This window comes from Flavobacterium psychroterrae, from assembly GCF_018380615.1.
GTDB classification, from domain to species: Bacteria; Bacteroidota; Bacteroidia; order Flavobacteriales; family Flavobacteriaceae; genus Flavobacterium; species Flavobacterium psychroterrae.
Genome location: NZ_JAGYVZ010000010.1, coordinates 172,009 through 190,479 on the forward strand (window position 1 = coordinate 172,009; position 18,471 = coordinate 190,479).

General features: G+C 32.4%; 18 protein-coding genes and 1 rRNA gene. 13 read left to right on the top strand and 6 right to left on the bottom strand.

All coding sequences use genetic code 11. From position 1 onward, the window contains the following. Positions 1–3: 3 nt before the first annotated feature. The 4 genes from KHA90_RS12445 to KHA90_RS12460 all read right to left on the bottom strand — a co-directional run bounded on the left by KHA90_RS12445 (position 4) and on the right by KHA90_RS12460 (position 4,215). Entirely contained in the window at positions 4–1,512 is a 1,509-nt protein-coding gene (locus KHA90_RS12445) for a serine hydrolase (RefSeq protein WP_213300116.1), read from the bottom strand. A 77-nt stretch (positions 1,513–1,589) separates the two neighbouring features. After that, positions 1,590–2,396, bottom strand: a complete 807-nt coding sequence (locus KHA90_RS12450; RefSeq protein ID WP_213300119.1) for a helix-turn-helix domain-containing protein — start codon at positions 2,394–2,396, stop codon at positions 1,590–1,592. 49 nt (positions 2,397–2,445) lie between these two features. Next, positions 2,446–3,531, bottom strand: a complete 1,086-nt coding sequence (locus tag KHA90_RS12455) for a Shedu immune nuclease family protein (protein ID WP_213300122.1) — start codon at positions 3,529–3,531, stop codon at positions 2,446–2,448. A gap of 93 nt (positions 3,532–3,624) precedes the next feature. Next, positions 3,625–4,215, bottom strand: coding sequence for a GNAT family N-acetyltransferase (locus KHA90_RS12460; protein ID WP_213300125.1), 591 nt, complete (start codon positions 4,213–4,215; stop codon positions 3,625–3,627). Between the two features lie 612 nt (positions 4,216–4,827). Between KHA90_RS12460 and KHA90_RS12465 the strand changes: the two genes are divergently transcribed. Continuing rightward, positions 4,828–6,171 (top strand): FAD-dependent oxidoreductase, encoded by a 1,344-nt coding sequence (locus KHA90_RS12465; RefSeq protein WP_213300128.1) that lies wholly within the window; start codon positions 4,828–4,830, stop codon positions 6,169–6,171. Between the two features lie 77 nt (positions 6,172–6,248). Here KHA90_RS12465 and KHA90_RS12470 read toward each other — a convergent pair whose 3' ends face one another. After that, entirely contained in the window at positions 6,249–7,757 is a 1,509-nt protein-coding gene (locus KHA90_RS12470) for a helicase HerA-like domain-containing protein (RefSeq protein ID WP_213300132.1), read from the bottom strand. A 379-nt stretch (positions 7,758–8,136) separates the two neighbouring features. On the opposite strand from KHA90_RS12470, the gene KHA90_RS12475 reads away from it, so the two are divergent. From KHA90_RS12475 to KHA90_RS12510, 8 genes are all read left to right on the top strand, one after another. Continuing rightward, complete coding sequence (locus KHA90_RS12475) at positions 8,137–8,961, top strand: MotA/TolQ/ExbB proton channel family protein (protein WP_213300147.1); 825 nt, start codon at positions 8,137–8,139, stop codon at positions 8,959–8,961. A 58-nt stretch (positions 8,962–9,019) separates the two neighbouring features. Continuing rightward, a complete protein-coding gene (locus KHA90_RS12480) occupies positions 9,020–9,646 on the top strand; it encodes an ExbD/TolR family protein (RefSeq protein ID WP_213300150.1) in 627 nt (208 codons plus the stop codon). A 19-nt stretch (positions 9,647–9,665) separates the two neighbouring features. Beyond that, positions 9,666–10,229, top strand: coding sequence for an ExbD/TolR family protein (locus KHA90_RS12485; RefSeq protein WP_213300153.1), 564 nt, complete (start codon positions 9,666–9,668; stop codon positions 10,227–10,229). Positions 10,230–10,259: 30 nt separating this feature from the next. Beyond that, positions 10,260–11,060 (top strand): energy transducer TonB, encoded by an 801-nt coding sequence (locus KHA90_RS12490; protein ID WP_213300156.1) that lies wholly within the window; start codon positions 10,260–10,262, stop codon positions 11,058–11,060. Further along, the gene (locus tag KHA90_RS12495; RefSeq protein WP_194617802.1) at positions 11,060–11,290 is read left to right on the top strand and encodes a hypothetical protein; all 231 of its coding nucleotides are present in this window, start codon (positions 11,060–11,062) and stop codon (positions 11,288–11,290) included. The genes KHA90_RS12490 and KHA90_RS12495 overlap by 1 nt, the downstream gene beginning before the upstream one ends. A gap of 2 nt (positions 11,291–11,292) precedes the next feature. Next, positions 11,293–12,216: a PstS family phosphate ABC transporter substrate-binding protein gene (locus KHA90_RS12500; protein ID WP_213300159.1), complete on the top strand. Its 924-nt coding sequence runs from the start codon at positions 11,293–11,295 to the stop codon at positions 12,214–12,216. A gap of 16 nt (positions 12,217–12,232) precedes the next feature. After that, a complete protein-coding gene (locus KHA90_RS12505; RefSeq protein ID WP_213300162.1) occupies positions 12,233–13,900 on the top strand; it encodes a tetratricopeptide repeat protein in 1,668 nt (555 codons plus the stop codon). A gap of 101 nt (positions 13,901–14,001) precedes the next feature. Next, complete coding sequence (locus tag KHA90_RS12510; protein ID WP_213300165.1) at positions 14,002–14,634, top strand: 7-carboxy-7-deazaguanine synthase QueE; 633 nt, start codon at positions 14,002–14,004, stop codon at positions 14,632–14,634. Positions 14,635–14,729: 95 nt separating this feature from the next. Here the strand turns inward: KHA90_RS12510 and KHA90_RS12515 are convergent, their stop codons facing one another. After that, positions 14,730–15,437 (bottom strand): class I SAM-dependent methyltransferase, encoded by a 708-nt coding sequence (locus KHA90_RS12515; RefSeq protein WP_213300167.1) that lies wholly within the window; start codon positions 15,435–15,437, stop codon positions 14,730–14,732. 74 nt (positions 15,438–15,511) lie between these two features. Here KHA90_RS12515 and KHA90_RS12520 point away from each other — a divergent pair, with 74 nt between their 5' ends. From KHA90_RS12520 to KHA90_RS12535, 4 genes are all read left to right on the top strand, one after another. After that, a complete protein-coding gene (locus tag KHA90_RS12520; RefSeq protein WP_213300169.1) occupies positions 15,512–16,006 on the top strand; it encodes a YkgJ family cysteine cluster protein in 495 nt (164 codons plus the stop codon). 110 nt (positions 16,007–16,116) lie between these two features. Beyond that, positions 16,117–17,352: an ABC transporter permease gene (locus KHA90_RS12525; protein WP_213300172.1), complete on the top strand. Its 1,236-nt coding sequence runs from the start codon at positions 16,117–16,119 to the stop codon at positions 17,350–17,352. A 682-nt stretch (positions 17,353–18,034) separates the two neighbouring features. Continuing rightward, positions 18,035–18,208: a hypothetical protein gene (locus KHA90_RS12530; RefSeq protein WP_213300174.1), complete on the top strand. Its 174-nt coding sequence runs from the start codon at positions 18,035–18,037 to the stop codon at positions 18,206–18,208. A 151-nt stretch (positions 18,209–18,359) separates the two neighbouring features. Beyond that, positions 18,360–18,471 (top strand): 16S ribosomal RNA (locus KHA90_RS12535); the annotation flags it as partial.

Below are 18,471 nucleotides of genomic sequence, written 5' to 3' on the forward strand. Positions count from 1 at the left end.
TTTTTATTTTGTTTCAATTTCAACAATTTTTCTTCCATTTTCTCCTAAATAATGATTCACTATTTTTTCGTAAATTTTATAACCGTCGTCAACATTAGTAAAAATAATCAAGCCTTGTTTTGTTTTTGGCAGCAATAAAACAATGGTTTGAACCCCTTTATCTGCTCCGCCGTGTGACAATGCATAATTGTTATTTCCTAAATCATAGATTTCGAAACCAAGTCCAAAATATTTATTTTTCTTGGTTTCAACCTGATGAGTTGTCATATCTTCAAATACCTTTTTGCTTAATCCGTCACTATTCATTACGCTGCATAAAAACGCCCCGTAATCTTCAATTGTAGTTAGTAAATCATCAGCAGCGTTTGCAGTTTTGTTTTTAGTAGGTTCATATGCATTTCCTTTATTATCGTAGCCAATTGCATACCTTGAAAGATCTAACTTGTCATTCCAGATAAGTTGGGAATCAGTCATTTTTAGCGGTTGAAATATCAATTCTTCTGCCAGTTGATCTAACGTTTTATGAAATTTATGTTCCAAAGCTTTTCGCAAATATTCAAATCCCTCGCCTGAATATTGGTATTTTGTTCCGGGTTTAAATTTAAAGTCTAATTTGCCGGAATCATTCATAAATCTCCAGTTTGGAAAACCGGTTTGATGACTTAAAATGATTCTTGTCGTTAATAATTTTGTGTTAGGATCATTTGCTATATCCGGATCTGTCCAGTATTTGTAAAGTGGTTCATCTAAGTTCCATTTTCCTGAAGTTACCAGTTTCAAGGCTACAATCGCCGTAACTGGTTTTGTCAATGATGCTACATTCCATATTGTGTTATATGGTGCGGAAATTCCTTTTTTAAGCTCGCCAAAAACTTTGATTTCTTGTAGTTTTCCGTTGTTGATAACGCCAATTCCTAAAGTGGGAACATTATTTTGTTTTAGCCATTTTTCAATTTCCTGATCATTATCAAAAATACTGGATTTAGTGCCGGCTGTATTCGTATCTTGATGATCATAACTAAAAGATCTTCTCAGTTTCCAAACACCACTTTCTAATATCCAAACGTGAGTAAATCTTGCCGTACTTCCAAATTTATCTTTTCCTTCAGGCGTAGGCTCAAAAAATTGATGAATTCCAATTTGTAAAGCACCATACAAAACACCTTTTTTAGATAATGGATAAATTTCTGTACTGCCTTCAACTAAGTCTCTTCTGGCTTGATACGTTTTGGTAGAACTGCACAAACCTTTTCTGATGTTTTTTAGAAATAAAACTTTGTCCTGAATGCTGTCTTTGTCGTGATAAAATTCAAAATTGTTGCTTAGTAAATTTTCGAATTGTGATACATCGCAGGTATTAAAGCCCACATTAAAAAGAAGACTATCTCTCGACATAATAGTTTTGTATAAAGCCGAGTTTTTTTCTTCCTGAGAAAAGCCAATATAGAATTGGAATAAGAGTATTCCAACTAAAAACGTTTTTAGCTGGAAAAATGATTTGATGATTTTCATTTTTGATTGATTTGATTGATGATGATTTTGCAATATTAATGCAATCAAATGTAGCAAAATTGTACAAATGCGAAATGTTACCTTTTTTTAGAAAGAAAATAAGAATCTGAATTGAACATTTTTGGTGTTGTCTTCGTTACATCTTTAAACTTTTTGATGAAATGGGACTGATCAAAGTATTTGTTATAAAGTGCAACATCAGTCAAACTAAGTTTATCCAAATCAGAATTCACCATTTGATCGACTGATTTTCTGAATTTTAAAATCTGAATGTATTTTTTAATCGTAAGTCCGGTCGCAATTTTAAATTTAATCTGCAATAATCGTTGAGATACTTCTAAGCTTTTTCCAATTCCCAAAACTGTAATTTCTTCATTATTAATTTTGATTTTTTCACAGATTTTTTCGACTATATTTTTATCAGGATGCGAAGTGTTTAATTCTTCAAAATAAGAATTAATTGTATTTAATAATGCCGAAATATCGCTGTGTAAATCCGTTTCAATTTTAGTAGGAAAAGGCAATTCGTTTGCATCAACTTTAATAATAGCATCTGTAAAATTGCTTAAATCATATTTCGGAAACATCGAAAGTGTCGAGGCATGAAGTTGAATAATAGTAACTTTAGTCTTGGTTTGAATATTAACCAAAACCTTATTGGTCATTTGCGAACAAAAGTAAAATCCTTCGTCCATTTCATATTTTTGTTTACTTGTATGAACTTGTATCGAATTACCGCTCACAATTGCGAGATTAAAACAACCGTTAGGCAAAACCAGTTTATTCTCAATCAGGCTTTCGCCGATGCTGTTATTGAGACACCAAATTTTATTCACAAACCTTTCAGTTTTTTGACTTACGTAATGTTCTGAATATAGGTTCATTTGGGATTATGTTAGGTGTTGATAATTCAAAAAAATGAGGTTTGTACTTTTAGTTTCGTCGTAGTTTTCTAATAAATGTATCCCATGATTCAAGTTTAAAAGGTAAAGTAGAATTTGTTTCAAAATCATGTCGCTTGTGACTTTCGTTTAAATCGTTTGACGTTCTGCCACCAATAACGACATTATGTATATTTATGTCTTTATTTTTATCTACTAAAGTAGTTGTGTCAGGACCTAAAAAAGAATTATATATTGACGTACCAGAAACTACTTTTTCTCGAATCGAATGAAGTTTTTCTCTAAATTCAGATAAGTTTCGATGAATATAACCTAATCTCTGCCTAATCTGATGATTAGCAATTTCCGTTTTGGAATTTAATTTGTCATATGCCCCTTTGTTGAATAAGTTAAATTCGGCTCCTTTAATCTCAATTAAAAAAACATCCATTTTAGAATAACCTGTAAACATGACAAAATCAACAAAACCTCCATTTAACGGAAATTCTGAAAAACAAATATAGTTATCATGTGGAGTAGCGTAAATTTCTCCAAAAATGGACAAGTCTTTTTTTAGAAACTTTAGTAGTTCTCGTTCTTTAGCTCCATTTTGAATTAGATTGAATAATGATGATTTAGAAATCATATTATTTTCTATTTCCAATTGTCTTAAAATATAATCAGACTGTATTTGTTGGGGTAAATCTAAATGAGGATTAATTTGATTTCTAATTTTTTCAATTTCCGTTAATAGTATATCGTTTGCTATTGTTGGAGTATTAAATTCATTAGGATCACATTCAATTAATTGAATTACTTCCTGAATATTTATATTTTGCCATTCTGTTTGCGCATTTCTTACAATTGTAACGATATCAAAAGTATTTTTGCCAAATAAATTAGATTCATAATGTTCAATGAAAATAGTATGCTCTGGTAATATTAATTTTTCTATTAAAGAATTACAAATTGCCTCGATTGAATTAGTGACAGATGCGGAAGTATTTTTTGTGTCTAAATCAGTTATTAAGGCATATAGCTTAAAGTCAGAAGTTATAAAAGTTCTAATTCTACAAATACCATCTTTTGAACGATTATTTGGAAAAGAATATCGGAAAATAATATCATTGATTTTCATTCAGTTCTTATTTCATTATTATAAGCATGGCAGCTAATTGTAACAAAGATAATAACTATTATTAAAGATTACTTTTTCTATTAATTGTACTTATTAGAACTCAGAAAAATATTCTTTTTTAGTAGTATGCCATTCCTCTAAAATTATACTATAATAAACATCATCTTTGCTTTTTCCGTAAGCATCAACATAGTTATTTCTAAATAATCCTTCTTTGATAGCACCTAGTTTTTCAATGGCTCGTTGCGATTTTTTGTTTTCAAGATCAGCGCTAAATTGTATTCTTTTGAACTGAATTTTTTCAAAGCCAAAATTCAGTAATTCATATTTACAGGCTTTGTTTAAGCCAATTCCTTGAAATGCTTTTCCGTACCAAGTCCAGCCAATTTCGCATTTTTGGCTTAAGTGGTTTAAGTATCCATAACGCGTACTTCCGGCAACTTTGTTTGTGGCTTTGTCAATTATTAAAAACGGATAACATATTCCGTCTGCTTTTTGTTGTAAAGTATGTTTGATATAATTTTCAAAATCGATATCATTTTTCACATACATTCCCATGTATTTCCAGATTTCATCGTCGAAAATAATTTCTTTTAGTTCAATGTTTCTTTTATTTTCGAAAGGGATTAAAAGTACTTTTTCGTTTTCTAGAATTATGTCAGTTTGTAATAGTTCGCTTTTCATTGCTGTTTTATATAGATGAAATAAGTTTTTTTTGATGCTAATCATTCGCTCGCTAAGGCGTAAAGTTTTATACGCAATGTTCATTTCGAGACACGAGAAATCACACACGTACTTCGACAAAATTGGTGATTTTGTTTGTGGAGTTTCTAGTGCGATTTCTCGTTTCTCGAAATGACAAAAAACGCTGTAAATCTGTGAAATCTGTGGGTCAATTCATTTTTCTCGTCAAGCGAAAATAGACTTTTCTACATTTCTAATAAATCTATAAAAACGAAAATTTGTTATGAAAAAGTGTTGCATGAGGGAGAGAAACCAATGTCATTAAGTTTAAGGGGAAATCTACAGTTTAATCAAGAAAGTAATTAGAAAGATCCGTTTTTGTTAGCGTTTTCGCGTTAGCGAATCAGTAAAATCAGCGTCTAATTTTGACGCGGATAAAACCGATTTACTTCGTAAAAACGCGGATAAAACCGGATTTGGTTTGCAATGATTTTATTTTTTAAAAGCTTAACTTAATGGTCATGCCCATATTATCATAAATATTTCCTTTATTTTTAAGCTCTTGTATAATTATTACTTATTTTTACGATCTTATATTTAGATTATTTCTTGATGCAAACTCCACTAAAAATTGCGATTGTAGGTTCTGGATTGGTAGGATCACTATTAGCAATTTATCTCAAAAAAGAAGGTCACACCGTTCATGTTTATGATCGAAGCCCTGATATTCGTAAAATTAATTTTTCTGGTCGTTCTATAAATCTGGCAATGTCCAACCGTGGCTGGAAAGCGCTTGATGGCGTTTGCGTTGGCGATTCGGTTCGAGAAATCGCGATTCCAATGGATAAACGGGCGATTCATTTGGTCGATAAACTGAATTTTCAAAATTACGGACAAGAAGGCGAATCGATTTATTCGATTTCAAGAGGAGCTTTAAACCGGAAAATGATTGATCTTGCAGAAGAAGCAGGTGCTGAATTTTTGTTTGAACAAAAAATCTGGGATGTCACCCTGAGCGATGCAACTTTGCATATTGGTGAAACCGAAAGAGGGGAGTGGGAAGAGATAAAATATGATATGGTTTTTGGTGCAGATGGTGCTTTTTCCAGAATCCGCCACAGAATGCAACGCCAAAGCATGTTTAATTATTCGCAGGAATTTTTGAATATGGGTTATAAGGAATTGAATATTCCGGCAAATGCTGATGCAACTCATAAACTGGATAAAAATTCATTTCATATTTGGCCACGAGGTGAATATATGCTGATCGCTTTGCCCAATTTAGACGGAAGTTTTACGTGTACTTTATTCATGCCTTTTGAAGGTGAGAATTCGTTTGCGTCACTTACAGATCGTAAAATGGTAGAAGATTTCTTTGAGAAAAACTTCCCGGATTCTATTGAAGTGATTCCGAAACTGGCAGAAGATTTCTTTAAAAATCCAACGAGTACTTTAGTAACCATGAAATGTTTTCCGTGGACATATGAAAATAAAATTGCTTTGATTGGAGATGCCTGTCATGCTATTGTTCCGTTTTACGGACAAGGCATGAATGCTGGATTTGAGGATATTACGGTTTTAAATGAAATGATCGTAAAATACGGAAACGATTGGAAGAAGATTTTCTCTGAATATGAAATTTCACGTAAGCCAAATGCCGATGCAATTGCGGAACTTTCCTATCGAAATTTCATGGAAATGAGCACAAAAACTGCCGATGAGAAATTTTTATTACAAAAGAAAATAGAAAAAGCATTCTCAGATAAACATCCTGATAAATGGATTCCGCTTTACAGCCGTGTGACTTTTAGTGATCGTCCGTATGCTGAAGCTTTAGCAATAGGTGATTTTCAAAACGGAATCATGGAAGAAATTCTAAAACTGGATAATATTGAAAATATATGGAACTCCCCCGAAGTTGATAATAAAATTCTGGAGTTGTTGCAAAATGTATAATTTCAATGTCAATTACAATATCAAAAATCAATTTAAAATTTGACATTCATATTGTAATTGATTTTTGATTTTGTATTTTATTTTTTAAATATTTTAGATAAAACGCCAAAAACGCCTCGAATAAAAGTAGCGCTTGTTACTACTTTTAAAACTGATTTTGTAACAACACTTGTTGTACTTGGTTCAGATTTTGATGCTTTTGTTGGAGCTTGTTCTGCGCTTGTTTGCTCAGCGTCTGCTATTTTTTTAGTGAGAATTTCATAAGCACTTTCACGGTCAATTTCTTCAATGTATTTTTTTACGAGTTTCGATTTGCTGTTAATTGCTTCAATTTCATCAGCAGTTAAAACATCCATCCGACTCATTGGTGCGCGCATCATTGTTGCTACAAGCGGAGTTGGAATTCCTTTTTCGTTCAACGCAGTAACAAGTGCTTCCCCAATTCCTAAACTGGTCAGTAATTCATCTGTTTTATAATAAGGAGAAGTAGGATAATTGTCGGCTGTTTTTTTAATTGCCTGACGATCATTGGCTGTAAAAGCCCTTAAAGCATGTTGGATTTTTAACCCCAATTGTGCCAAAACTCCACTAGGAACATCCATTGGATTTTGAGTTACAAAATAAATACCAACGCCTTTAGAACGTATCAGTTTTACAATTGTTTCGATTTGTTCCAGAAGTGTTTTGCTGGCTTCGTTAAAAATCAAATGCGCTTCGTCAATAAATATGACTAATTCAGGTTGAGCCACATCTCCTTTTTCGGGCATTTGCTGATAGATTTCGGCTAATAAACTCAACATAAAAGTCGAAAACAATTTAGGTTTATCCTGAATATCCGTCAAGCGGATGATATTAACATAGCCCTTTCCGTTTTCATCGATTCGCATTAAATCATCAATTTCAAAAGATAATTCTCCAAAGAAAATATCTCCGCCTTGTTGTTCTAATTCTATTATTTTTCGAAGAATCGTTCCGGTAGTTGCCGTGGAAATTTTGCCATAATTGGCAGATATTTCTTCTTTGCCTTCTTCGGTAATATAATTGATAACTTTTTTAATATCTTTTAAATCCAGCAATGGCATTTTATTGTCGTCACAATATTTAAAAATCACGGCAACAACTCCCGCCTGAGTGTCATTTAAATCTAAGATTCTGGAGAATAAAACAGGTCCAAATTCAGAAACAGTTGCTCTTAAGCGAACACCATTTTGTTTGGAAAGAGACATTAATTCAACAGGAAATGAAGCAACATTATAAGGTATATTTATTTTAGAATGGCGCTCTGTAATAAAGCCTTCTTCCTTGCCTTCTTTAGCAATTCCGCTAAAATCACCTTTTATGTCCATCATTAAAACAGGAATTCCTGCATTTGATAACTGCTCAGAAAAAACTTGTATGGTTTTTGTTTTTCCAGTCCCGGTTGCTCCGGCTATAAGTCCGTGACGATTTAACGTTTTTAATGGAATTTTGACATGCGCTTCGGCAATTGGTTCCCCGTCAAGAATGGCACCTCCCAAAATTATGCTATCTCCTTTTGACATATAACCATTGTTGATATCCTGAATGAAATTATCCTTTTTATTCATGTTTTATTTGTAATTTAGATGATTATAAGAGTATTGCTTGGTTTTTTAACATTTTTGGCTCGTTTTTTTTAGTAGGAAAAAGGTATTTTTGATTGAAATATATATAAAAAATAATTTCGCAACTTTTTAAGAAGATATCAAAGGAATGTTTGAATATTTACTAAAACGTTGTAATTTTCCCATTAATAGCCCCGTTTTTTGTTTTATCTAGAAAATGATGCCGGCAATTTAATGAGATATTTTTTAAATTGACGTTAAATTTCCTTCAATTAAATTAAAAAAAGTTTTTTTATTTAAACTAAACGTATAAATTTGCTCCTCTACAAGTTAAATATAACTAAAAAATAAAAATTATTTAAAACTATTAAAATTAAAAAAAATGGCAAACGTTAAAGTTAAAAAAGAAAGCACTTCAAATGGAGGAGGAATGATTACAGGAATCATTATTGTAGCGTGTATTTTAGTTGGGGTGTTTATTTGGAAAGTAATCATGGGGGATGCTTCAAACTTCGAGGGAGGTAATCCGGAAACAGGTCACCCAATCAATACTTTAGGGCAAGTATATAAAGGAGGATTTATTGTACCAGTATTATTAGGTATGTTTTTAATGGTTGTTGTTTTTTCTATTGAAAGATTTATTGTTATCGGTAAGGCAGCTGGAAAAGCTAACTTAGATACATTTATGAAAAATGTACAAGGGAATATTAAAGAAGGAAACATCGAGGCTGCAATCGCTTCATGTGACAAACAACAAGGTTCAGTTGCAAATGCAATTAAATCTGCTTTAGTTAAATACCAAGACGTTAAAAAAGAAGGTTTCAACAGTGAAGAAGCTGCAGAAGTAATCCACAAAGAAATCGAAGAGGCAACTTCATTAGAAATGCCAATGTTAGAAAAAAACATGACTATTATCTCTACTTTAGTATCATTAGGAACTTTAGGAGGATTATTAGGAACTGTATCAGGGATGATCAAAGCGTTTGGTGCGTTAGCTTCTGCTGGAACTCCAGACCAGGCTGCTCTTGCAACAGGTATTTCTGAAGCACTTATCAACACTGCAACAGGTATCTCAACTTCAATCTTAGCGATCGTTTCTTATAACTTCTTTACTGCTAAAATTGATGATTTAACTTACTCTATCGATGAGGCTGGTACTACAATTGTAAATACTTACAGAAGATTCAGAGGAAGTTTGAAACAATAATTAATTTTTGATTATTAATAATTACAATTAATTATATATCAAATTAAAATAAAAGATAATGGCTAAAATAAAAATGAAAAAAAAGTCAACATCGACAGATATGACTGCCATGTGTGATGTTGCGTTCCTTTTGCTTACGTTCTTTATTTTGACCGCTACTGCTAAGGTGCCAGAAGCACTTCCTGTAGATATGCCTTCGTCTGTTGCTCAAACTAAATTGCCGGATTCTGATCTAGCAATTATTACAATAGGTTTAGATGCAGAGGGCAAAAGCAAAGTGTTTTTTGACATCAAAGGAAGAGAGATTCGTAAAAGAACTCTTGAGGGCATGGGTGCAAAATTCGGTGTGACTTTTTCAGAAGATGATAAAACTAAATTTGCTTTAATGGATGACTTTGGTGTTCCAATTGCAAATTTAAAGCAGATCATTGATTTGAAAGCGTCTGATAGAACTAAAGCAAATCAACCTGGAATTCCAATAGATTCTTTAGATAATCAATTAAAAGAATGGCTTTTAGTTTCAAGAAGAGCTGCGATTGATATTGATGATAAAGAATTGCAAATTGCAATAAAAGGTGATGCTAAAGAACAATATCCACAAATCAAAAAGATAATGGATATTTTACAAGATCAGAAAATCAATTCCTTTAACTTAGTTACAGGTACGAGAGGAAGAGACTTTTAATTAAAAAATATACACTAAGATGGCTGAATTAAATACCGGCGACGGTGGTGGCGGAAAAGGTGGTAAAGTAAGAAGTAAAAAGCAAAATTCTAAAGTCGATTTAACGGCAATGGTGGATTTGGCATTCTTATTGATCACATTCTTTATGTTAACCACATCGTTGTCAAAACCTCAATCGATGGATTTGTCACTGCCAGATAAAGAAGATGATCCAACGAAGAAAATTGATACAAAAGTTGACGAGAATCGTACAATGACTGTAATGCTTGGTGCTGATAACAAAATGGTTTATTATATGGGATTGCTTGCAACACCTAAAATTGGACCTAAAGATATCGCCTATGGTAAAGACGGAATTCGTAGAGAATTATTGACTCAGAAGAAAGCAGTTTTGGCTTATTCTACTGCTTTAGGGAAACCTAAAAACGGTATTATAGTTATCATAAAACCAACTAAAAAATCAAATTACCGTAATTTGGTTGATATTTTAGATGAGATGGCTATTTCAGGAGTAGATACTTATGCTATTGTTCCTGAGTTTACTCCAGAAGAGACGAAATTGATAGATAAAACACCTGAGTAATCTTGTTTTAATCCTTAATAATCAAGAAAAATGAAATTAGATATAATTAAAAATCAGTGGCTTGATATCGTATTCGAAGGGCGTAATAAGATATATGGTGCATATGAGTTAAGAAAATCGAACGGTAAGACTACTGTAAAAGCTCTTGTCATAGGTTCGCTTATTTTTAGCATAGCTGTTGCAGCTCCTCTTATTGCAAGCTTGTTACCAGATTCTGAAGAAGAAGTGGTAAACAACGATATTAAAATCGCTACAGTAAAATTACCTCCGAAAAAAGAGGAAATTAAGCCAAATCAACCACCACCACCACCACCGCCACCAAAAGTGGATCAGGTTAAGTTTGTGAAGCCAGTGGTTGCAAAAGCAAATGAAATTACTGAAGACCCACCAAAAATTGTGGATCTTAAGGACAAAAAAGTGGGTAACGAAACTATCAAAGGAGATCCGGATGCAGTTTTAACTGTTGATGAACCAGTTGGTAAAGGACCAGTTACTGAGATCATTCAGGAAGATAACAATGTTTATAATACTGCAGGTATCGAAGTAAAACCAGATTTCCCTGGAGGTATTGAAAAATTCTACAAATTCGTAGGAAACAATTACAAGACTCCGGAAGAAGAAGGTTTAAAAGGTAAAGTTTATGTTACTTTTGTAGTTGAAAAAGACGGTTCATTAACCGACATTAAAGTTTTAAGGGATATCGGTTACGGTACAGGAGCAGAAGCAATTCGTGTTCTTAAAAAATGTCCAAAATGGACTCCCGGCGAGCAAAATGGTAAAAAAGTTAGGGTTCTTTACTCTCTTCCTATTACTATTCAATCTGCAGAATAATGTTAAAAGATAAGCTTAATAATATTCAGAAGAAATCGCTCAAAGAGCGATTTCTTCTTGTTTTAGGAATAATGTTTTTTTTAATATATCTTGTACTGGGTTTAATGATTATGTTCTGGAAGAAACTCCCATTAGATATGGAACCTAAATACAGATATGCTTTTGGCGGATTATTGATAGTATATTCAGGAATTCGTTTTTTAAGATTAATCAATTCAAACGCAGAATAATTATGTTCAAATATGGTAAAATTGTAGGTTTGGTAATTTTTGTTTTTTTGTTTGCCATGTGCAACCAAAAAAGTAAAAATGAAGCTGAGAATGAAACAATTTTAAAAGGATCAATAGATGTTACTGTTGATGAAACAATAAAGCCTATTGTTGAAGATATGGTGGCTGTTTTTGAAGGTACTTACTATGATGCTAAGATTTCGCTAAAACCTAAATCTGAAGCCGAATTAATAAATGACTTATTAAATCAAAAAGCAAAAGTTGTTGTTACCACCAGAGATTTAACTCAGGAAGAGAAAGCAAGATTCGAAAAAAGCAAGATTAATCCTAGAGTAACGCCGTTTGCTTCAGATGCAATTGCTTTTGTTACTAATAAAAGCAATAATGATACATTAATTGCGTTGAAAAACGTGATTGATTTTCTGCAGGGTAAATCGGATTCTGGAATTAAAGGTCTTGTATTTGATAATCCAAATTCAAGTACGGTTAGATACATGAAAGAATTGGCTAAGGTGAAAGATATTCCATCAAAAAATGTTTTTTCTTTTAAAACTAACGATGAAGTTATTAAATTCGTGTCTGAGAATGATGGTATGATTGGAATAGTTGGAGTAAATTGGTTATATCAGCCATCTCCAAATATGGTGGATATTGTAAAAAACATAAACGTTATGAGTGTAAAAGGTCTAAATGGTGATGGGTATTACAGTCCAACACAAAATGATCTTGGCGAGAAGAAATATCCTTTGGCACGTGATTTGTTTATTATAAATTGTCAGGGGTATACAGGTTTAGGAATGGGGTTCGCTTCATTCATTTCAGGAGACATCGGACAACGTATAGTTTTAAAGTCGGGATTATTGCCTGTCAGAACACCAGGAAGAAAGCTTAAAATTAGAAGTCAAATTATAAACGATAAAGAATAAATTAATTACAATAAAGATGAATAAATTTAAAATTTTTAGTCTTGCCTTAGTTGCTACAGCTTCTGTTGCAAAAGCGCAAGATATCAAAGAAGCTAAAAAGGCAATTGATGCTGAACAATTTCAAAAAGCAAAATCTTTGCTTAAATCAATCATCAAAGCAAAACCTTCTGATGGAGAAGCTAATTTTGTTTTAGGAAATGTATATTTAAATCAAGCTATTGTTGACTCTGCTAAAATTTATTACGCAAATGGATTGCAAGCATCAGACAAGAAGAACTTAAACTATATTGGATTAGGTCAATTAGATCTTGATGCTAAAAATGCAGCAGCAGCTCAGGCTAATTTTGGTTTAGCTACCAAAGACATGAAACGTAAGGATGTTGAGGAATTCATTTACATTGGTAGAGCTTATATCAACTCAACGACCCCTGATTATACAAATGCAATTGCTACTTTAAAACGTGCTTTATTGATAGAGCCTCAAAATGCGACAGCTTTATTAACAATTGGAGACGCATATTACGGAGCAAACAATCAAAATGATGCATATAAAGCTTATCGTGATGCATTTACAGCAGATCCAACACTTTTAAGAGCAAAAATGCAATTAGGAGTTTTATTAAAAGGAGCTAAATCTTATGAGGAAGCTATTAAAGCTTTTAATGAAGTTATTGCTTTAAATGCTAATTATGGTCCTGTTTATAGAGAATTAGCTGAAACATATTACAAATGGGGAAGAAATAAAACCTCTACTGCTAAAGTTAATATGCAAAATGCAATTACTAACTATGAAAAATATTTAAGTCTTACAGATTACTCTTTAGATTCTAAAATGCGTCACGCAGATTTCTTAATCTTAGTAAAAGATTATAAAACTCTTGAGACTGTAGCAAACAAAATGATTGCTGAAGATAAAGTAAATCCAAGAATTTTCAGATATTTAGGATATGCTGCTTATGAAAACGGAAATGTTGATGTAGCAATTAAATCTATCGAAGATTTTATGAAAGTACCTTCAAATAAAGTAATTGGTAGAGATTATTTATATTTAGGTCTATCTAAAATAAAAAAAGGAACTAATGCAGAAGGAGTTGTAGATCAGGCTGCTTTTGATGCAGGTGTTGCTGATATCAAAAAAGCAATTGAATTAGAGCCTTTAGTAGTTGAAGAACTTGCTGATTTTGGAAAAGCATTGTTTGGAAAAAAACAATATATTCAGGCAGCTTCTATCTTTGAGCTTGGTGCTGGTAATGCAGAATCTAAAAATTATCTTGATGATTTAGTTTATTATGGTATTTCAGTTTATTATGGTAATGCTAGTAAAACGGCGGAAACTCGTGACACAGCTGCATTGCAAAAAGCGGATGCTACTTTTGATAAAGTGTTAACGGCTTCTCCTACTTATGATGAAGCATATTTATACAAAGGAAGAATCAACAGTTTATTAGACAAAGATGATTTGATTATAAAAAACTATAGTGAGTATTTGACTAAAACTACAGCTAAAGGTGCTGAAGAATTAGCAAAACCTGCTACTGTTAAAAAAATGGTTGAATCTTACAATGCAATTGGTGCTGCTTATGCAAATACTGACAAAGCAAAAGCAATTGAGAATTTCAACAAATCTTTAGCTTTAGATCCTGCAAATACGTATGCAGCTCAATCAGTAAAAGCTTTAAAATAATTTAAGATTTCATATTAAATAAAAAAACCGATAGTTCTTTGAACTATCGGTTTTTTTTGTTCCGTATTTAATTGACTATCTTTGCACTTTAAAATAAAATAATGTTATCAAAAGAAATACAATTAGAAGTAAATAAAGGAGCAATGTTGCCTTTGATGGAGGAATTTTATACCATTCAAGGAGAGGGTTTTCATACCGGGACAGCAGCTTACTTTATACGAATTGGAGGTTGTGACGTAGGTTGTCACTGGTGCGATGTTAAGGAAAGTTGGAATGCTGAATTACATCCGCCAACAAGTGTTGATTTAATTGTAAATAATGCTGCAAGTTCTGCAGACACCGTGGTAATAACTGGAGGAGAACCATTAACATGGGACATGACTTTGCTTACACAAGAGTTGAAAAACAGAAATTTAAAAGTTCACATAGAAACTTCAGGTGCATATCCATTATCAGGTACTTGGGATTGGATTTGTCTTTCGCCGAAAAAAAACAAATTGCCAACTCAAACAGTATATGATAATGCACATGAGTTAAAAGTGATTATTTATAATAAACACGATTTTATTTTTGCAGAGGAACAAGCGGAATTGGTAAATGATAAGGCAATTTTATTTCTTCAGCCAGAATGGAGTAAAAAAGAGGAGATGACTCCTTTAATTGTAGATTATGTAATGAATAATCCAAAATGGAGAGTTTCACTACAAACTCATAAATACTTGAATATTCCTTAGATAGTAAACAAAAAAATCTCTTCAATTGAAGAGATTTTTTTGTTTACTATCTACACACTGTATAAAAAAGAAACGTTTTTTTTGTTCTGATTTTATTAGATGGAGAGTTTTGCTAAATAATCATAGTGTTCGCCTTCTAAAATAAGCTCGCATTTTAATCCATTTGCTGCTGCTGCATTCTGAAGTGTATTATAATCTAAATACAACCAATCAAAAGGTTCTTCTTTTTCTCCTTTATAAGAAATATTGAATACAAGTTCCCCATAATAATCTTTATCTGACGGAATCCACTTTCCGCCATCTTCATCTTCGTCAAACATATAAATGATATCAGAACTATCTAATAAAATTTGCCCATTTGGATTTAAAAGTGATTTTAGCTTAGATAAAAACATATTACACTTCTCTAATTTTCCAAAAATACCAACGCCATTCATTAATAAAATAATAGTGTCGAATTTTTCTCCCTCAAAATCCAGAATATTTTGAACTTTTGCATTTTTTACACCACGGAGTTTACTGGTTTCAATCGCTTTTTCTGAAATATCAATTGAAGTCACCTCTAAATTACGATCATTTTGTAATGATAAACTATGACTTCCGGCTCCGCAACCAACGTCTAGTGTTTTTCCTGTGGCCAGTTGTAGCGCTTTTTGTTCAAGTTTAGGCATTTCGTTATAAGAGCGGAATAAATAATCAACACTCATTTCGTCTTCTTCAGAAATTGTAGTTTCTGTAATGATATCTTCTGGCGAATTATTGGTTTGAAAATCGAACATCGCTTTTCCAAATAGATCTTTCATTGTATTTTAGTTCAAAGTTTAAGGTTTCAAGTTTAAAGTTGTTTAATTTTGCAGATCAACTTTAAAAAGTAAACTTGAAACAAATTTTAAATAACTTAAATAAGTTAGCCAAAGATAAGCATATCGAAAACAAAAAGTATTTTGATAAGCTGAAAAAGAAACAACCTAAAAATTTAGATTATGTTATGCAGGATTTGCATGATGCTGAATTTAAAAAGACAGATTGCCTAAAATGTGCCAATTGTTGCAAAACAACCGGACCATTATTTACTTTGGCAGATATCGAAAGGATTTCAAAATCTTTCAGACAAAAGCCGCAGCAATTCATCGAACAATATCTTCAAATCGATGAAGACAAAGATTATGTCCTAAAAAGTGTTCCCTGTACTTTTTTAGATAATGAAAATTATTGCATGATTTATGACGTTCGTCCAAAAGCCTGCAGAGAATTTCCGCATACAGATCGTAAAAAGTTCAATCAAATTACAGATCTCACATTAAAAAATGTTGCCATTTGTCCCGCTGCTTACAATATAGTAGAGGAAATGAAAAAGAAACTACCTCTTTAAGAACTTAAAAAATTATGCAATTGTTTTTAGAAGCAATTCGTTTTTATTTTTTTAAATGTATTTTTGATTCGAAGATTCCATTAGAATAATTAATAAAAGATAACTGAAATTTGAACTTAGAATATTTCATAGCTAAAAGACTTATAACCGCAAAAGATTATAAAAGCAGCATCTCTGCACCAATAATAAAAATTGCTATTTCAGCTATAGCCATTGGTATTATAATGATGATAGTTTCCGTAGCTACCGGAATTGGATTGCAGCAAAAAATTCGTGATAAAGTTTCAGCTTTCAACGGTCAGATCATTATATCAAATTTCGATAATAATAATTCCGAAGTAACTTTAGTTCCAATTTCAAAGAAACAGGATTTTTATCCCAATTTCAAATCAGTGCCAGAAGTAAGCCACATTCAGGCAGTAGCAAGTAAAGCTGGAATTATTAGAACAGAAAATGCTTTTGAAGGAATTGTTTTCAAAGGGGTTGGTGCAGACTACGATTGGAATAATATAAAGGAATATATCGTTGAGGGTAAAGTGCCTGATTTTTCTAAAGCACTAAACGAAGATGTTTTGATTTCAAGACTCCTCGCTGATCGGTTAAATTTAAAGGTAGGAGATAATTTCAATACCTTTTTTATTAAGGAAGAGCAAGGTAAAATGCCAAACAGCCGCAGATTTAAAATTGCTGGTATTTTTAATTCCGGTTTTCAGGAATTCGACGCTACCTATATAATAGGAGACATTCGTCATATTCAGCGTATCAATAAATGGAGCAAGGATCAGGTTGGTGCTTTTGAGGTTTTTGTAAAAGACTTTGACAATATCAAAACTACAGGGAGTCAGATCTACGATCAAACATCATCGAGTTTAGATACTAAGACTATTGTCGAAAAATATAGTTATATTTTTGATTGGCTACAATTATTTGATTTTAACATCGTCGTAATTCTTGCGGTAATGATTTTAGTAGCTACAATAAATATGGTAGTTGCATTATTGGTTCTTATATTAGAGCGTACGCAAATGATAGGAATTCTAAAAGCATTAGGAGCAAATAACTGGACGGTTCGTAAAATATTTTTGTACAATGCATTTTATCTTATTATACGAGGATTGTTTTGGGGTAACTTAATTGGTATTGCAATATTGTTAATCCAGCAGCAATTTGGAGTAGTTCATTTAAATCCTGAAAATTACTACGTCAATCAGGCTCCGGTTTATTTAAATTGGGGTTACATCGCCTTGCTAAATTTACTTACAGTTACAATCTGTTTTTTAGTACTGCTAATTCCTTCCTATATAATCACAAAGATTTCACCAGTTAAAGCCATTCGTTTCGAATAATTATCTAAATAATATAATACGTTCATCAATTTCAATTATCGTTTTGAATTTCTACACTATATACAAAGGATACTTAAGTAAAATGAAATTCTACTTTTGGAATTTCAGATTTGTAATTTAATTAAGGAGCTATTTCCCGCTATGCGCTTCAATCTTTTGTGCCGAACCCCGGCACAAAAGGATTTCTGCTTCTATCGGGGCTAGGGCAGTAGTATTCATAAGAAGATTGATCTAATATATGAGTTGAAATGAAACTTTGCGCCTTTGTGCGAATAAAACCCCAAGACAAGCCAAACAACTCGGTGTCTTATGTGAAATCGATGCAAACGAACAAATACGGGTTTTGGTTTTGTTATATATTAATGTAAAAACCTTCGATAAAGCTGTAAAGTCAATAATAAAGATGGTTTTACAAAGGCAGGAATTACGAAATACCCAATCAGTCACTGAAAATTCCTATAAATGGCAAAAACAGCAAAAAGTTAAGTTTTGTGTTATCAGAGTGTTAAGGGGAAGTTTCGGAAAAACATTGAAATTATACAATAAAAAGGCTTGTAAATGTAAATAAAGGGGTTATTTTTGCACCCGCAACAAGGGCAGACGTTCACTGAAATACTGACAAGCAAACCAATCAAAAGGGAGAATTTATTTTCTAAAAAAGATTTAAAAAAGCTTGTGAGATTTGAAAGAAGATGTTACATTTGCACCCCGCAAAACAGGGAAAAGTTCATTGAGAGATTGGTTGGGATGTGAGAAGAAAGGAAAAGAAATTTTCCAAAAAAAACTTCAAAAATTCCTTGCCGGTTTAAATAATTTTTCTACTTTTGCACCCGCTTTGAGAAACAAGCGAAATTAAAGAAGACACGTTCGTAGACATATTGAATTGACAGCCGCTTTAACAGAGATGTTAGGGCAAAAGAATAAAGAGTAAGATAATCGAGAGATTGAAAAGAACCGATAGAGACTGATTCGAATAACAATAGCTTGATTAGTCAAGCAAACAATATACGATGAAGAGTTTGATCCTGGCTCAGGATGAACGCTAGCGGCAGGCTTAACACATGCAAGTCGAGGGGTAGAAGTCTTCGGACTTTGAGACCGGCGCACGGGTGCGTAACG

What these genes read in the sequence shown, in the direction of transcription:
- KHA90_RS12445 (WP_213300116.1), bottom strand. Translation starts at nt 1,512, where the DNA reads ATGAAAATCATCAAATCATTTTTCCAGCTAAAAACGTTTTTAGTTGGA.
- KHA90_RS12450 (WP_213300119.1), bottom strand. Translation starts at nt 2,396, where the DNA reads ATGAACCTATATTCAGAACATTACGTAAGTCAAAAAACTGAAAGGTTT.
- KHA90_RS12455 (WP_213300122.1), bottom strand. Translation starts at nt 3,531, where the DNA reads ATGAAAATCAATGATATTATTTTCCGATATTCTTTTCCAAATAATCGT.
- KHA90_RS12460 (WP_213300125.1), bottom strand. Translation starts at nt 4,215, where the DNA reads ATGAAAAGCGAACTATTACAAACTGACATAATTCTAGAAAACGAAAAA.
- KHA90_RS12465 (WP_213300128.1), top strand. Translation starts at nt 4,828, where the DNA reads ATGCAAACTCCACTAAAAATTGCGATTGTAGGTTCTGGATTGGTAGGA.
- KHA90_RS12470 (WP_213300132.1), bottom strand. Translation starts at nt 7,757, where the DNA reads ATGAATAAAAAGGATAATTTCATTCAGGATATCAACAATGGTTATATG.
- KHA90_RS12475 (WP_213300147.1), top strand. Translation starts at nt 8,137, where the DNA reads ATGGCAAACGTTAAAGTTAAAAAAGAAAGCACTTCAAATGGAGGAGGA.
- KHA90_RS12480 (WP_213300150.1), top strand. Translation starts at nt 9,020, where the DNA reads ATGGCTAAAATAAAAATGAAAAAAAAGTCAACATCGACAGATATGACT.
- KHA90_RS12485 (WP_213300153.1), top strand. Translation starts at nt 9,666, where the DNA reads ATGGCTGAATTAAATACCGGCGACGGTGGTGGCGGAAAAGGTGGTAAA.
- KHA90_RS12490 (WP_213300156.1), top strand. Translation starts at nt 10,260, where the DNA reads ATGAAATTAGATATAATTAAAAATCAGTGGCTTGATATCGTATTCGAA.
- KHA90_RS12495 (WP_194617802.1), top strand. Translation starts at nt 11,060, where the DNA reads ATGTTAAAAGATAAGCTTAATAATATTCAGAAGAAATCGCTCAAAGAG.
- KHA90_RS12500 (WP_213300159.1), top strand. Translation starts at nt 11,293, where the DNA reads ATGTTCAAATATGGTAAAATTGTAGGTTTGGTAATTTTTGTTTTTTTG.
- KHA90_RS12505 (WP_213300162.1), top strand. Translation starts at nt 12,233, where the DNA reads ATGAATAAATTTAAAATTTTTAGTCTTGCCTTAGTTGCTACAGCTTCT.
- KHA90_RS12510 (WP_213300165.1), top strand. Translation starts at nt 14,002, where the DNA reads ATGTTATCAAAAGAAATACAATTAGAAGTAAATAAAGGAGCAATGTTG.
- KHA90_RS12515 (WP_213300167.1), bottom strand. Translation starts at nt 15,437, where the DNA reads ATGAAAGATCTATTTGGAAAAGCGATGTTCGATTTTCAAACCAATAAT.